The sequence below is a fragment of the Synechococcus sp. WC10meta genome (assembly GCF_047461475.1).
In genome coordinates, this window is sequence record NZ_JANSHF010000012.1 from 1 (window position 1) to 14,517 (window position 14,517).

The following is a 14,517-nucleotide window of genomic DNA, read 5'->3' on the forward strand; positions in this document are numbered from 1 at the left end:
TTGACTGGTATGCGCTTGTCAAGGTTCTGGGGCGCTGGGCCTGGTGGCCTTGTCAGCGCTTCACTACCCTATCCCACACTCACCCACATCGTCAAGACCCATAAGGGGCTTTTGGGAACAGGCCACCGCTAGACTGAGAAAGTGAGTTCGGAGGGGATTCGGACAAATGGGGATTGAGATTGGGATGCCAGCTCCCGACTTTAGCCTGCCTGCGGTTGGGAAAGGGGTTCCCAAGGGGGCCCAGATTTCGCTGGGGGCCTATCGGGGCAAGAGCAAGGTGCTGCTGGCTTTTTACCCCGCAGACTTTTCGCCGGTGTGTACGAGCGAGATGCGCTGTTTTCGGGAGGACTGGGGAGCTTTTCGGGCGGCAGGGTGTGAGATCTTGGGGATCAGCAGCGACCCCATCTCTCGACACGAAGCCTTTGCCGAGCAGCTCAAGCTGGAGTTCCCTCTGCTGAGTGACGTGGACAGGAGGGTAAGCCAGCAGTACGGGGTGGATAGCTTGCTGGGGATACGGCGGGCCTATTTTGTAGTGGACAGCCATGGGATCCTACGCTACCAGCATGTGGAGTGGCTGCCCATCTTCAAGCGTGACAACCGCGAGCTGCTGGAAGTGGTGAGGGCAATTGAGTAGGGGCGGGATCCTTACTGGGCTGGACAGAACAGAATCTGCTGTGCCTAGTTGCTGTCGAGCAAGAGGAGAGGGTTTGGGGCCGAGGAGCTCAAGGATCCAGCCTGGTTATCGCCCGTCCAGACGGCCGCCCAGCGCCGGATCCTGCCAAAGCCGGAGCGAGTAAGGACAAAGGGGCACTGGTCGGAGTCGAGCTGTTGTAGACCCTTGCGGGAGGCGTGGGCCCTCAGGAGACCGTAGAGGTTATGCACTCTTCGGAGGAGCTTTGGGGAGTCTCGAGAGGGATCCACAGGTCTAATGGTTTAGGGACAGATTGCCGCCCTCAAGGCTAACCTAAAGCCGCGAGAGAACAACGCCTGCCCTTAGCTCTATTGCGAAAACGAGGCGGCAATCGCTATGAGGATCTCGGTGATAAAGCTTCTCTCCTCACTGCTGCTTTTGGGAGGGCTGTCCGCCCCTGTTGCCGTAGGGGCCTATCCGGTCAGCCCCAAAACGGTCATGTCTCTGCAACGGGGGGATCACGCTCAAGCGCTGCCTAGAGCCAAAACGAAGCAACGCTTTCGGGTGGTAACCTTGGCAACCGGCCTGGAGCATCCGTGGGGGATGGCTTTTCTGCCAGATGAAACCATTTTGGTTACCGAACGTCCGGGCCGCCTGCGGCGGGTTACCGACCGAGGGTTGGATCCCCAGCCCATAGCCGGGGTGCCGGAGGTGTTTGCCCGCGGCCAAGGGGGACTGCTGGATATCGCTTTGCACCCCAACTACGCGGAGAACGGCTGGATCTACTTGTCCTACGCGGCTCCCGGGCCGGGTGGAGGGGGGACACGAGTGGCGCGGGCCCGCCTAGGGAAAAAGGGACTCCAGGACCTGGAAGTGATTTTTGACATGGAGCGCAAGACGCCTGCCCAGCAGCACTTCGGCTCCCGCTTGGTCTTTGACGAAGAAGGGTTTCTCTACATCAGTACTGGGGATCGCGGAGAACGGAATCGGGCTCAGGATCTGGGGGATGCAGCAGGCAAGGTGTTGCGCCTTACCGACACGGGCGGGATCCCGAAAGACAACCCCTTTGTTGGGCAAGCAGGGGCTCTGCCAGCAATTTTCACCTATGGCCACCGCAACATTCAGGGAATGGCCCGCCACCCGGAAACAGGGGCTATTTGGATACACGAACATGGGCCCAAAGGGGGAGATGAGATCAACATCCTCGCTCCCGGCGTGAACTACGGCTGGCCTTTAATCACCCATGGCCGCGAGTACAGCGGCGAACCAGTTGGCAAGGGACTAGCAGCAGCTCCTGGATTGGCTTCGCCGCTGCTTCACTGGACCCCCTCCATTGCTCCCTCTGGCATGACCTTTTACACGGGAGACGTCTTTCCCGAATGGCGGGGCAACCTCTTTGTGGGAGCACTGGCTGGCCAGCATTTGGCACGGCTGGTTTTGGAAGGGAATCGGGTGGTGGCTGAGGAGCGTCTCCTAGAGGGAGCTGTCGGCCGTATCCGGGATGTGCGTCAGGGGCCGGATGGCTTGCTCTACTTGTTGACTGACGCCCCCAACGGATCCCTGTTGCGCTTGGAGCCAAGCTCTTGATTGAGGTCAAATGGCGCCCTAGTTCTGTAGGACTAGCCCCAACGGGGTTTCCTAACTCTCACTGCCGCCACTACAAGAACTTGACATCTTGCTCGATGGGGAGTGGCTTTCCTGTTTGGGCACCTGTGTTGTGGCAGGCAAAGCACTCCTCCGGAGTTAGCTTAATAACCTGACCTGGAGCCGGAAGAAAAAACATTCTCAGCTCTTTGGTTGGGATCAAGATAGTTTCGCCGTTTGGGGTCCTGCGCTTGTGCTTTTCATCAGTGAAGGTTCTGACAACGCAAGATATTGGATAGTATTCGCTTTTCCGGAGCTTAGCTTCCAGAAGCGCTCTCCAGTGGGGGCTGTTCCCAAAAATCCATTGGCCCCTAGAAAATTTGAGGTCGAATACCTGGCTCCAAATTCTGCTGTAGAAGGTGATGATAGATGTCTTGACTTCGTAAGCTCTCGTTATCTCCTCTAAGTGGGATAAAAACTCGCTGGCAGTCAATGGCTGAGGAGGATTGGCAAAGGGTTTCATGAATCGATATCTTCTAGCTTCTGGTTACAGCAGTGGGATTCCCGTAGCTGCATAGTCCACCCAGCTCGAAGCACTTGCGCAAAGGGGGGTGTGTCAGAAGTTGCCCGTCAGACAACCAGTGGCCCCTCCTCAAGGGAGCCTGTAGATAGAAGCAACACCTTGCAGGGAAAGCTTGCCCGCCAAAGGGCGAAACTCATGGGCGGTACAAGATTCGAACTTGTGGCCCCTTCCGTGTGAAGGAAGTGCGCTACCGCTGCGCTAACCGCCCTTGCCTTTCTAGAGTTTGCTAAAGCTAATTTCTATTGTACCACTGCTGCTACAACACTCGACAAGAGAGGTGCTCCGCACCGCTGTTGCGAACGAGGACTAAAGCCCTTGACTGGGCGAAGAATCAGTTGCTTTACAGGCCGAGCTCGACCCGCGCGATGGGCAAGTGACCTCCCCTTGTCAGCTAGAGCCCTATGCAGAGGAGTTCTACGGCCTCCTTGCCATTTGCCCCTGTCCAGGACGACGTTGGGACGCCCTCCTGTCGATCTCCGGAAAACTTCAACCTAGTCGTGGTTACCCTCCCGCTGGCCTTCTGGGTCGTTCCGGAACCGATCTACCCGTTTGAGCTCCTCTCCGTTCGGGCGCAGCGGCCTCAGGGACTCCATTCCGCTCTCGCGAAGGGGAGAGGCCTCCCGCTCCAGGTCTTCCCCAAGGCGCTCGCTGCCGGCACGCTCTCCGTTAAGGGGCTCTGCGGCGCGAAGAGAGGGTGGTAAACGGAGAAGTTCAGCAGGAGGGCAATCCTCGGCTGTGGGCAGGTCGGAAGTGCTAAGCACTCCTTTTGGGATGGAAGAGAGGCGCTGGGCGACAGCCCCGATGCTCTCCAGACGAATCATCTCCTCCCAGGAGCAAATCTCCTCTTCATCTTCTGTTTCGTAGCGAACCAGGATAGTGTCCCCCTCGATATCGAGGATCTTGGCTCGTTCCAGCCAGCGTCCCTGATCGCGCAGGTAGATCCACACTTCCTTGCCTTCGCGGCTGAGTTGATAGATCCTACGATGAAGCACGGTTCCCTCCTGCGATAAAAGATCCGGGCGAACTGTTGTGGGGGTTACCCAGTTCACCCTTCCATCTTAGCGGCTGGATCCCTCCCCTGTATGCCCTTCATGGGGCAGAATTAACTTTCTAATCCGGAAGAAATCCCAAAAGGCAGTCTCCCTCTGCCGCCGGCTTTGGCAAAGCCTTGATCTTCAAGGAGACAGTATGCGCATCGCTATTGTCGGGTTGGGGTTGATCGGCGGATCCCTGGCTCTTAAGCTTACCGAAGCAGGGTACTCCGTCTGGGGGATCAGCCGCAATCCGGCTACCTGTCAAGAGGCCCTAGAACGTGGAGCGGTTCAGGGCTGCGGAACCGAGTTGGCCCAGTTGACGCTTTTCAACCCTCAGGTGGTGGTGATCTGTACTCCCCTGGAGCAGGTGTTGGCCACCCTGGCAGCCCTGGTGCCCTATCTGTCGCCCCAGACAGTGGTAAGCGATGTCGGCTCCGTCAAGCAGCCAATTGTTGGGCCGGCAACAGCGCTATGGCCCCTATTCGTGGGGGGGCACCCCATGGCCGGCAAGACGTTACAAGGGATCCAGGGAGCGGAAGCTAACTTGTTTCTGGGGCGACCCTATGTGCTCACTCCCATTCCCCAGACGCAACCCCAAGCCCTTGCGGTGATGCAGGAGCTAGTGGCAGCAGTGGGTGCCGAAGTTGTCCTTGCCGATCCTGTCCGTCACGATCAGGCAGTAGCTTGGGTTAGCCATCTGCCGGTCATGGTGGGAGCTGGCTTAATTGCCGCCGTTAGCCAGGAGGGAAACCCCGATATTCTGGCACTGGCCCGCACTTTGGCCAGCAGTGGCTTTCGAGATACAAGTCGGGTTGGCGGTGGGATCCCGCAGTTAGGGCTAGAGATGGCCCGCTACAACCGGCAAGCGCTGCTAGCTGCTCTGCGTGGCTACCAAGCTGAGTTGAAGGCACTAGAGCAGCTAATCGAGGGCGAACAGTGGGAAGAGCTGCTCCAGAAGCTGCAGCGAGTCCGCCAGGAATGGCAGCAGTTTCCAGTAAATCAAGGGGCGCCCTAGGTGACTAGCTGCAGCTGCTGCAACTGGCTGCTCAATACCCAACTGGATAAAAGGGGCTAGCTTTGGCTTGCTGAGGGGTGTTTTGACTTTGCCCAGAATCTCTGCGGGTAGGAGCGATGGGAACCTCGATCACCCGCTCTGGCGCTAGAGAAACCATATCGGAGCGCTCGGCAATCTCTCGCAGAGAATTGACGATGGATTCTTGAGTGAGGAGAAACTGCTGCTCATGGCGTTGCAGCCGCTGCCAAACCTGGTAGTGCTGGCTCCATTGGCTTTGGGTATGCACTGTCCAACTATAAACACCTAGCACCGCTAACCCCGAGACGATGGCGAGGCCGGTGGAGACCTGGTGCCACCAGATGAGATGCTCTCTCCAGGTGGGATCCCAACGGCGGGGATGGGCGGATTTCAAAGGTTGAGGGGGGCTGCCTTTGCAAGCTGCAGGAGACAGAGCCGTTTCAGAGTGAGGAGAGGGAGCCAAAGTTGCAGTTCTAGGCTGGAGGAGGAGAAAGCTGCAACCACGGCTTGTGTTTTGGCTAACCATAGAGTCTACACCTCACCCACCAAGCACTTGCTGCCAACTGGATCCCACTCTATCCGAGGCGGGCAGCTACTCGCAGTTTGGCAGAGCGGGCCCGGGGATTGCGTTGCTGCTCCCGCTCGGAAGGGCGCAGAGGTTTAGGGGTGAGTACCTGCCAGCGGGGATCGGTACGGAAGGCCCATTTCACTAGACGGTCTTCCAGGCTGTGGAAGCTGATTACAGCCAACCTACCGCCGGGCTTTAGCCAAGCAGGAGCCTGGGCCAGCAGGGTTTCTAGGGCTTCCAGTTCTCGGTTCACGGCAATGCGCAGGGCCTGAAAGACCCGCGTAGCTGGGTGGATGCGGCCCCGCCTTGCCGCCGGCGGCACTGCCTGCCAGACTACCTGGGCCAGTTGGGTAGTGGTGAAAAGGGGGCGGGAGCGTTCGATGTGATGGGCGATGCGGCGGGCAAAGCGCTCCTCGCCATAGCGAACGAAAATGTCGATCAAGTCCTCGGCAGGGCGCCGGTTGACCCAATCGGCAGCGGTTTCCTGAGCGGCAGTGGGATCCATGCGCATGTCCAGCGGCCCCTCGGCGCGAAAGCTAAACCCGCGCTCAGGGCAGTCCAGCTGGGGCGAGCTCACCCCCAGGTCGGCCACGATGCCATCGAAGAGGATAGGCCGCCCTTCCTCGTCGCGCCAGCCGTGCCGCTGCGGATCGAAATTGGCGAAGTTGAGGTGCCAAAGCTGGATGCGCTCCTGGGGGATCCCTGCTGCTGCCAAGCGCGCCCGAGCTGCCTGCAAAGCCAGCGGATCCCGATCCAGCCCCACCACCCGTTCTGCTCCCCCCTGCAGTAGGGCCAAGGTGTGTCCGCCTCCTCCCAAGGTTACGTCCAAAAACGTGCCGCCCTGCTGGGGCTGCAGGTAGGCCATCACCTCCTCGGTCAAAACGGACTCGTGGTGATACGGAGAGCTCTCCCCGAGCCGAGTTTCCGGCAAGTCCATGAGGTCAGTGGCTGCAGAGGGGCAACCTCGATGATTCTATCCAGGCTTTTTCCCGGGCCACCAGGCCATCGGGAATCTGCAGGCAATCCTTGCTACCGCGCAGCTGAGCAGCCCAGACAAAGGCAGTCGACCATTTAGCCGAGCCTTACAATTTGGAGGCTTCCCGCTACAGCCTGTTAGATTCCCAGAAAAAAGGCCGAGGCCCGGCCTCAACCGAGGAATCCATGTTGTTAAGCTCATCCTGAAAGAGGAGGGCTGCTGTCAAAAGACAGGCTGTCTTTGCGGCAAGAGCGGTGTGGGTTCAACGTATCATTGAGACTGCCCCTAGTCTCCTTACGGCTGCCGTGCTAACCACTGCTGCTTCTCCCAACGTCCTGACGCTCTCCCCTGCCAGGGGCCTACGCGGCCAGATTAAGGTTCCAGGGGACAAGTCCATCTCCCACCGTGCTCTGATGCTGGGATCCCTGGCGGAAGGGGAAACGGTCATCCAGGGTCTGTCATTAGGGGAAGACCCCCGCAGCACAGCGGCTTGCTTTCGGGCTTTGGGAGTCGAGATCCCTGAGCTCAACAGCGAGTGTGTGCGCATCCGGGGAGTGGGTTTGGATCGCCTGCAGGAGCCGGCAGATGTCTTGGATGCCGGCAATTCCGGCACCACCTTGCGCCTGATGTTGGGGATCCTGGCTGGCCAGCGGGGGCGCTTTTTTGCCGTCACTGGGGATCGCTCCCTGCGCTCGCGGCCTATGGGGCGGGTGGTGGAGCCGCTGCGGCAGATGGGGGCTCAGATCTGGGGGCGGGCGGGGGGCAACCTGGCACCTCTGGCTGTGCAGGGGGGATCCTTAAAGGGGATCCACTACCACTCGCCTGTGGCCTCGGCCCAGGTCAAGTCCTGCCTGCTGCTGGCGGGCCTGTTGGCAGAAGGCACCACTCAGGTTACGGAGCCGGCCCTTTCCCGCGACCACTCGGAGCGGATGTTGCGGGCCTTCGGAGCCGAGATCCAGGTCGATGTGGCGACAAAAACCGTGGCGGTGGTGGGGGGATCCCGCCTGGTGGGCCAGACGGTGCAGGTGCCCGGGGACATCAGCTCGGCAGCCTTCTGGTTGGTGGCGGGCTCGATTGTGCCCGAGAGCGAATTGCTGCTAGAGGGTGTGGGCCTCAACCCCACCCGCACCGGGCTGCTGCAGGTGCTGCAGGAGATGGGGGCCGACATTCAAGTGGAGAACCAGCGGGAAGTGACCGGCGAGCCTCTGGGGGATCTGCGCGTGCGCTCGGCCCGTTTGCGAGGCTGTAGCATCGGCGGCGAGCTGATTCCCACCCTAATCGACGAGATCCCGGTTTTGGCGGTGGCAGCAGCCTTTGCCGAAGGAACTACGGTCATTCGCGATGCAGCGGAATTGCGGGTAAAAGAAAGTGACCGCTTGGCGGCCATCGCTCAGGAACTCAGCCGCATGGGTGCCCAGGTAACCGAATATCCCGACGGCCTGGAAATCAAAGGAGGGATCCCCTTGCAGGGAGCAGAGGTGGACAGCCACGCCGACCACCGCATCGCCATGAGCTTGATGGTAGCTGCCCTGGCCGCCCAGGGATCCACCACCCTCAGCGGTGCCGACTGCGCCCGCATCTCCTACCCCGACTTCATTCCCACCCTGCAGCGGCTGACCAACCCTTCATTAGCGTCTTAAGACAACTTTTGCCGATGTCCGACCAGCCTATTGCCATCGAACACCTCTGCTTTCGAGTCCCCCCCGGCGGCCAGGTGGCTTTCCTTCGGGAAGACGAGCGGATCTGGGGAGCTGCCCTGCGCCAACAGCCGGGTTTTCTGGGCAAGGAAGTCTGGCTTGACGCCGAGGATCCCGAACTTGTTCACCTCATCATTCGCTGGGCTAGCCGCGCCGCCTGGAAAGCTTTCCCCCCAGAGCAGGCGGAAGCCTTGGATCGGCAGATGCAGCCCTTCTACATGCGCCTGGAGCAAGCCAAAGAATACCAGCTCTGGCAGCCCAACCTCCTAGGAGAGGAACCGGCCAGCTAAGAAGCCTCAAAGCCCACCTCGGCAGCCGTTGAGTCCGTCCTAGCAGAGGCTGCCGCCCGCTCTTGTTCCACCAGCTCCCGCAAGCTGGGCATGGTTACCGCCAGAGCTCCCTCGCGCCGCTGCAGCCCAGCCTCAAAGGTTTCCGGGGTCACGATCCCACCGGAGATGAGCATCTTAAAAGCATCCTCCACCGGCATGAACACCTCCACCACTTGATCTTCTGGCACGATCGCGTACCAGCCAGTGGTTGGGTTGGGAGTGGTGGGGATAAACACGCTAAGGGAACGCTGGGGCCCGCCCAGTCGGATGGGAGTTTGAATGCTGCCCGTTACAAAAGCCAAAGCCCAGATCCCTGGCCGGGGGTATTCTACCAGCACCACCCGCCGAAACCCCTGGTTGTTGGGAGCAAATAAGACACTGAGCAATTGCTTTAGGGTTTTGTACACCAGCCCCGCCACTGGGATGGCATGGAGCAGCTGCTCGCTTAGGTTGAGCAGCCACTGGCCGACAATGTTGCGGGCCATGAAGCCAATCAGCAAAATAAGCAAGATTGGCGTCAGCAAGCCCACCGCCAGGTTGATGAGGTTAACCAGGATGGGGTGCAGCCCTTGGATGGGGTTAAACGGCTTAGGAATGCTGGTCAGAAAACCGATGCTCCAGGTGGCCACTTCCACCATCAGCCAAATGGTGGTTGCTAGAGGAATCACCACCAGCAATCCCGCCACGAAGTAGTTTTTAAGATGCTGTTTCCACTGAGAAACCATGGTGAGGTCGTCCCGTCAAGTCAAACAGCTGAGTGCAGCGGGCCAATGCAGGTGAAGCTTGCAGGTGGCAATCATGATACCCCCCTTCTGCCTCACCTCATAATAGGCATCGACCGCACTTTGCTGGCCAAAGGCGCAAAGCCCCCGATTTTGCCTTGGGCTGATAATGCTATCTTAGGCCGATATAAAATTTTGTAAAGGCAGGGATCCCCCAGCGGCTTGGTGGCCAGGGCTGAGGGTGGCTTCTCCTTCCTGCTGCATCTTGTGTGGGAGGCGCCATGGCGGAGTCAGATTGGTTAGAGCACACCTGTCAGGTGGAGGTGCCGGTTCCCATTGAACAGGTTTGGGAGCTATGGTCCAACCTGGCCCTCATGCCGCGTTGGATGCCGTGGATTCGCTCGGTGGAATTGCTGGATCACGACCTATCGCGGTGGACGCTTGCTACGCGCGGCTTCACCTTTAGTTGGATCTCCCGCACCCACACGGTGGTGAAACACCAACGCATCGCCTGGCAATCGGTGGAAGGGCTGCCCAATCGGGGGGCGCTGCGGTTTTATGATCGCAAGGGTAGTACCATTGTGAAGCTGTCAGTGGCCTACAAGATTCCAGGCATTCTGGGCAAAATTCTAGATGGCCTGTTCGTGGGTAAGGTAGTGGAAAGCACCATCCAGGCGGACTTGGAGCGCTTCAAAGCCTATGCCTTGGAGCAGGCGAGGCTAAGTTCTGACAGCGCCTCGGCCAGATAGCTCCGCCTGGTTGGGCGAGCTGTCTTCTCGGCTTCTTGCTTGACCACTCTCGCTGCGGCAAAGATTTGAACATGCCCGATCCCCCTCCTCAGCCTCTTGTTGCCTCTTCTTCTCAGCCTGTTGACAACCGCAACATTCGCTTTTCTCTAGAGCGGGGCGAGCTGGACTTGGAGCAGCTTCTGCTGCTATTGAACCGCAATGCCTTTTGGGCGCAAAACCGCCGTCGGGACGAGATGGAGCGGGCCATTGCCCACAGCCATCCGGTGGTCAGCGCCTGGGACGGGGAGCGCCTGATTGGCTTTGGCCGCGCCACCTCCGATGGAGTTTACCGGGCCGTCCTCTGGGATATCGTGGTGGATTCCGACTACCGCCGCCAGGGCATTGGGCGCAAGCTGGTGGAAACCCTAATTAGCCATCCCCACCTGCAGTCGGTGGAGCGCATCTACGTGTTCACCACCCATCAGCGCGGCTTTTACGAGCGGATTGGTTTTGTGGAAAACCCCAGCACCACTTTGGTTCTCTATGGGCGATCGCTGGAGTTTTTAATCCCAGCCGCCAAACAGGAGCAGGTCTAATCCCCGGGGCAAGGGGGGACAGGGGTCTGGCTTGGCCTCGAGGGGAGGACGCGCTAGCCTGAGCAAAAAAGGTGAGAGGGTTTACCTATGGCCAATCGCCTCGCCACGTGTTCCAGCCTCTACCTGCGCAAGCACGCCAATAATCCAGTGGATTGGTGGCCTTGGATCCCGGAGGCCCTGGAGAAAGCCCGGGCTGAGGATAAGCCAATTTTTCTGTCCATTGGCTACTCCAGTTGTCACTGGTGCACGGTCATGGAGGGAGAGGCCTTTTCCGACCCCGAGATTGCCGCTTTCTTGAATGCCCACTTTTTGCCCATCAAGGTCGATCGCGAGGAGCGGCCCGATCTGGACAGCATCTACATGCAGGCGCTGCAACTCATGAGCGGGCAGGGAGGGTGGCCTCTCAATGTCTTTCTCACACCCAATGACCTGGTGCCGTTTTATGCAGGCACCTATTTTCCCGTGAAGCCCCGCTTTGGCCGGCCAGGGTTTCTAACGGTGCTGCAGCGCGTCCTGCAGTTTTACCGGCAGGAAAAAGAAAAAATTGCGGAGATGAAGGGCCAGATTTTGACGGCCCTGACCACCCTCAGCGACCTAGTGCCAGAGGACCATATTCCACCCGACTTACTGCGCTCCGGGATCGCCAAGATCCAGCCCTTGCTCACCAACGCTGGGGCGGTGCAGCAGTTCCCCATGATGCCCTATGCCCAGTTGGTGCTGCGCTCGGCCCGCTTCGACCCGCCGGAAGGGATCGACGGCTTGCCGACAGCTCTGGAACGGGCCAAGGAGCGGGCCATGGCCCTGGTGTTGGGCGGGATCTTCGACCATGTGGCCGGTGGCTTTCACCGCTACACCGTGGATCCCACCTGGACGGTGCCCCACTTTGAAAAGATGCTCTACGACAACGGGCAGATCTTGGAGTTCTTGGCAGAGCTGTGGGCCCACGGCATCCGGGACGCTGCCATCGAGCGGGCGGTGCGCCTGACGGTGGAGTGGGTGGCGCGGGAGATGACAGCTCCTGCTGGGTATTTCTATGCGGCCCAGGATGCCGATAGTTTTGCCCGGCGAGAAGATGCGGAGCCCGAGGAGGGGGAGTTCTATGTCTGGCGCTGGCAGGAGCTGCAAGATTTGCTCGATGAAGAAACCTTCCGCGCTCTGCAGCAGGCTTTCTTCCTGTTGCCAGGGGGCAATTTCCCCGACCGGCCCGGCTGCATTGTCCTCCAGCGCCAACAGGGGGGAGAGCTGCCGCCGGAAGTCGAGACCGCCTTGACCACTCATCTGTTTCGGGCTCGCTACGGCTCCACCGAGCGCAGGATCCCCTTCCCGCCGGCAGTAGATGCCCAATCGGCCCGCCAACACCCTTGGCCAGGGCGGATCCCGCCTGTTACGGACACCAAGATGATCGTCTCCTGGAACGGCCTGATGATCTCGGGGCTGGCACGGGCCTACCAGGTGTTTGGCGACGAGGAGTACCTGCAGTTGGCCTTGCGGGCTGCCCAGTTCATCCTTAGCCGCCAGCGCCATCCCGACACGGGATCCCTGCTGCGGTTGAACTACGACGGCACACCCCAGGTGCCTGCCAAATCCGAAGACTACGCCCTCTTCATCAAGGCCCTGTTGGATCTGCACCAGGCCTGCCTAGGTCGAGCAGGGGATCCCAGTTCCCAGCACTGGCTGGAGGCTGCCATCCGGTTGCAGCAGGAGATGGACGCGCAACTGTGGGATACGGCCAGGGGAGGCTACTTTGTCAGTGATGCCCAGAGCGCCGCTGAACTCCTGGTGCGGGAGAAAGACTTCCAGGACAGCGCCATGCCGTCAGCCAATGGTGTGGCCATCGCCAACCTGGTGCGTCTGGCTGCCCTCACGGGCGATCTGGACTATCTGGAGCGAGCAGAGCAGGCCCTGAAAACTTTTGCCCATCTCATGAGCACCCAGCCGCGGGTCTGTCCCACTCTATTCCTTGGGCTAGACTGGTACAGCAACTGGGTGAAGGTGACCTTAGGAGCTGAGCACATTCCCACCTTCCAACAGCGCTCCTGGCCCACTGCCGTCTTTAGCTTGCCCGCAGAAGCAGAGCCCCTGCCTGCCGGGACGGTGGGCCTAGTGTGCTGGGGCAGCAAGTGCCTGGCTCCGGCTAGCTCGCTGGAACAAATCCAGTCTCAGATCAACAGGGGACAAAACCGCTCCTACTGACTTAGCTTCTTCCTGGATTTTCCACACCAAAGAACTCGATGCGATAGCTGTGGATGCGGGTGCCGGTCTTTTGCTCCACCTCAGCCAGCAACTCCGGCGGCAACTCTACCTCTACGTCGAGAATGCGGTTGCTATCTAGACAATTGACATGGCTGTGGGGGTGGGTACACCTGCCGTAGCGGCGCCCATCAGCGCGATCCAGGCACTCAATGATGTTGTGCCTAGCCAGAGCCTCTAGGTTCTGATAGACGGAAGTGTGGCCAATGGGCTTGCCTTGCCGATTAAGACGGTCGTAGATTTCTCGCGCCGAGAGGTGCTCGCCACATTGCCACAAGAGTTCCAAAATGTAGCGGCGCTGCCGGCTAAGACGAAGATTGCACTCCCGGCATCGCTCTAGCGCAGCTTCCAAGGAATCCACAGGGCGAGGCATGGGAAAACCTCAAGCCATACCGAGTTCGAGATATCCAATTGCCGGTTCAACCTAGCCTAGCATCCGCGATTTGGCTTCTAGAAGCCACCCCGAAGCCTCCAACCAAAAACCCAGCCATCGATCTCTCCAGGTCGTGGCGCCAACAGCAGCCTGCCCATTTTCTACAATACCGCTGGGGTGTGGAGGAGGAGTTAGGATGAGGCGGCGCAAGCTGCTCCTAGGCTTGTTGGGGTTAGCCGTTAGCAGCGCATGGGCAGGGGCCTACTGGGCCAGTCGGCAGCCCCTGGCTTCTCAGCCAAAGCCGACAAGGGAAGCGCCACCTCTGCTGCCGCAGCCCACCCCTACGGCTGTCCCCCATCCCGAAGCTCCTCGCGGCTTCTACATCCCTCCCCGCCGAGATCTGCGCCTCGTGGTGATTAGTGACCTAAATGGCCTCTACGGCTCGGTGGACTATGACCCAGAGGTGGATCGGGCCATCCGCCTCATCCCCTACTTTCAGCCGGATATCGTCTTGGGAGGAGGGGACATGGTGGCAGGGCAGGATCCCCGCCTTTCTGAAGAGCGCATCCGCGCCATGTGGGCAGCCTTTGACCAACATGTGGCAGCTCCGCTGCGCGCTGCCCAGCTGCCCTATGGCTTTACCTTGGGCAACCACGATGCTTCCTGTGCCCGCAACGCCCGCGGTGGTTTTCTCTTTCAAAAGGAACGGGATCTGGCGCGCGAGTTTTGGAACGATCCCGCCCATGATCCTGGCCTGAATTTTGTGGATCGGGGCGATTTCCCCTTCTATTACACCTTTGAAAAAGATGGGGTTTTCTACCTAGTTTGGGACGCTAGCTGCAACTTCATTCCCTCTGAACAGATGGCTTGGGCAGAAGCAGCGCTAGCCAGCGAGCGGGCTCAACAGGCCAAGCTGCGCATCGTCATTGGTCACCTGCCCCTCTATGCCGTTGCCGTCGGGCGCGACAATCCGGGAGAAGTGCTGCTGGATGCTGAAGCCAAGCGAGCTCTGCTGGAAAGGTACCGCGTCCATGTTTACATCAGCGGCCACCACCACGCCTACTATCCTGGCTACAAGGGACAGTTGCAGCTGCTTCACTGTGGCGCTCTCGGCTCTGGGCCCCGCCCCCTGTTGGGCAGCCCCCTGCCACCCCGCAAGACCCTTACCCTCATCGACATTGACTTCGCCTCCCCAGAGATTACCCACTACACAACCTACGACATGCGGGATCTAAGCGTGATCAACCAGGCTGAGCTACCTCGCTTCCTCACCAGTCACAATGGCTTGGTTCTGCGCCGCGATGTCCGCTGGGATAGCCTTACCCCCGCGGAAATTGCCATCTGCCGGGCTCGTCTTGGATCCCTCTGCCGGGATTAGGCCAGCCAAACAGCACCCGGCTGCTCTAGATTACT

At 59.7% G+C, this 14,517-nt stretch carries 15 protein-coding genes, 1 tRNA gene and 1 pseudogene; 9 read left to right on the forward strand and 8 right to left on the reverse strand.

All coding sequences use genetic code 11. The features are described from left to right. Positions 1-166: 166 nt before the first annotated feature. Positions 167-634 (forward strand): peroxiredoxin family protein, encoded by a 468-nt coding sequence (locus NW804_RS07410; RefSeq protein WP_414419974.1) that lies wholly within the window; start codon positions 167-169, stop codon positions 632-634. Between the two features lie 44 nt (positions 635-678). Here the strand turns inward: NW804_RS07410 and NW804_RS07415 are convergent, their stop codons facing one another. Continuing rightward, positions 679-921, reverse strand: coding sequence for a TIM-barrel domain-containing protein (locus NW804_RS07415; RefSeq protein WP_414423218.1), 243 nt, complete (start codon positions 919-921; stop codon positions 679-681). 106 nt (positions 922-1,027) lie between these two features. Here NW804_RS07415 and NW804_RS07420 point away from each other — a divergent pair, with 106 nt between their 5' ends. After that, complete coding sequence (locus tag NW804_RS07420; RefSeq protein WP_414423219.1) at positions 1,028-2,218, forward strand: PQQ-dependent sugar dehydrogenase; 1,191 nt, start codon at positions 1,028-1,030, stop codon at positions 2,216-2,218. A 70-nt stretch (positions 2,219-2,288) separates the two neighbouring features. Here NW804_RS07420 and NW804_RS07425 read toward each other — a convergent pair whose 3' ends face one another. From NW804_RS07425 to NW804_RS07435, 3 genes and pseudogenes are all read right to left on the reverse strand, one after another. After that, complete coding sequence (locus NW804_RS07425; protein ID WP_414423220.1) at positions 2,289-2,738, reverse strand: hypothetical protein; 450 nt, start codon at positions 2,736-2,738, stop codon at positions 2,289-2,291. A gap of 196 nt (positions 2,739-2,934) precedes the next feature. Further along, a tRNA-Val gene (locus NW804_RS07430) sits at positions 2,935-3,006 on the reverse strand. 502 nt (positions 3,007-3,508) lie between these two features. Then, positions 3,509-3,790: pseudogene (locus NW804_RS07435) on the reverse strand (DUF6679 family protein); the annotation flags it as partial. A gap of 196 nt (positions 3,791-3,986) precedes the next feature. On the opposite strand from NW804_RS07435, the gene NW804_RS07440 reads away from it, so the two are divergent. Further along, positions 3,987-4,847: a prephenate/arogenate dehydrogenase gene (locus NW804_RS07440; RefSeq protein ID WP_414405311.1), complete on the forward strand. Its 861-nt coding sequence runs from the start codon at positions 3,987-3,989 to the stop codon at positions 4,845-4,847. Positions 4,848-4,878: 31 nt separating this feature from the next. Here the strand turns inward: NW804_RS07440 and NW804_RS07445 are convergent, their stop codons facing one another. After that, a complete protein-coding gene (locus NW804_RS07445; RefSeq protein WP_414393767.1) occupies positions 4,879-5,259 on the reverse strand; it encodes a hypothetical protein in 381 nt (126 codons plus the stop codon). 181 nt (positions 5,260-5,440) lie between these two features. Continuing rightward, positions 5,441-6,370 carry a 16S rRNA (cytosine(1402)-N(4))-methyltransferase RsmH gene (gene rsmH, locus NW804_RS07450; protein ID WP_414423221.1) on the reverse strand — a complete coding sequence of 310 codons (930 nt, stop codon included), beginning with the start codon at positions 6,368-6,370 and terminating at the stop codon, positions 5,441-5,443. A 344-nt stretch (positions 6,371-6,714) separates the two neighbouring features. Here rsmH and aroA point away from each other — a divergent pair, with 344 nt between their 5' ends. Beyond that, positions 6,715-8,049, forward strand: coding sequence for a 3-phosphoshikimate 1-carboxyvinyltransferase (gene aroA / locus NW804_RS07455; RefSeq protein WP_414423246.1), 1,335 nt, complete (start codon positions 6,715-6,717; stop codon positions 8,047-8,049). Between the two features lie 14 nt (positions 8,050-8,063). After that, a complete protein-coding gene (locus NW804_RS07460; protein ID WP_414405314.1) occupies positions 8,064-8,396 on the forward strand; it encodes a TIGR03792 family protein in 333 nt (110 codons plus the stop codon). Here NW804_RS07460 and NW804_RS07465 read toward each other — a convergent pair. Further along, positions 8,393-9,160, reverse strand: coding sequence for a DUF502 domain-containing protein (locus NW804_RS07465; RefSeq protein ID WP_414393761.1), 768 nt, complete (start codon positions 9,158-9,160; stop codon positions 8,393-8,395). The two genes, NW804_RS07460 and NW804_RS07465, sit on opposite strands and share 4 nt — an antisense overlap. 278 nt (positions 9,161-9,438) lie before the next feature. Between NW804_RS07465 and NW804_RS07470 the strand changes: the two genes are divergently transcribed. The 3 genes from NW804_RS07470 to NW804_RS07480 all read left to right on the forward strand — a co-directional run bounded on the left by NW804_RS07470 (position 9,439) and on the right by NW804_RS07480 (position 12,674). Further along, positions 9,439-9,906, forward strand: a complete 468-nt coding sequence (locus tag NW804_RS07470) for an SRPBCC family protein (protein ID WP_414410508.1) — start codon at positions 9,439-9,441, stop codon at positions 9,904-9,906. A 71-nt stretch (positions 9,907-9,977) separates the two neighbouring features. Next, positions 9,978-10,481, forward strand: coding sequence for a GNAT family N-acetyltransferase (locus NW804_RS07475; RefSeq protein ID WP_414410507.1), 504 nt, complete (start codon positions 9,978-9,980; stop codon positions 10,479-10,481). An 87-nt stretch (positions 10,482-10,568) separates the two neighbouring features. Beyond that, positions 10,569-12,674 carry a thioredoxin domain-containing protein gene (locus NW804_RS07480; protein WP_414423222.1) on the forward strand — a complete coding sequence of 702 codons (2,106 nt, stop codon included), beginning with the start codon at positions 10,569-10,571 and terminating at the stop codon, positions 12,672-12,674. A 1-nt stretch (position 12,675) separates the two neighbouring features. Here NW804_RS07480 and NW804_RS07485 read toward each other — a convergent pair whose 3' ends face one another. Then, positions 12,676-13,104: a Fur family transcriptional regulator gene (locus tag NW804_RS07485; protein ID WP_414405319.1), complete on the reverse strand. Its 429-nt coding sequence runs from the start codon at positions 13,102-13,104 to the stop codon at positions 12,676-12,678. Between the two features lie 196 nt (positions 13,105-13,300). Here NW804_RS07485 and NW804_RS07490 point away from each other — a divergent pair, with 196 nt between their 5' ends. Then, positions 13,301-14,482 (forward strand): metallophosphoesterase family protein, encoded by a 1,182-nt coding sequence (locus NW804_RS07490; protein WP_414423223.1) that lies wholly within the window; start codon positions 13,301-13,303, stop codon positions 14,480-14,482. Positions 14,483-14,517: the final 35 nt, after the last annotated feature.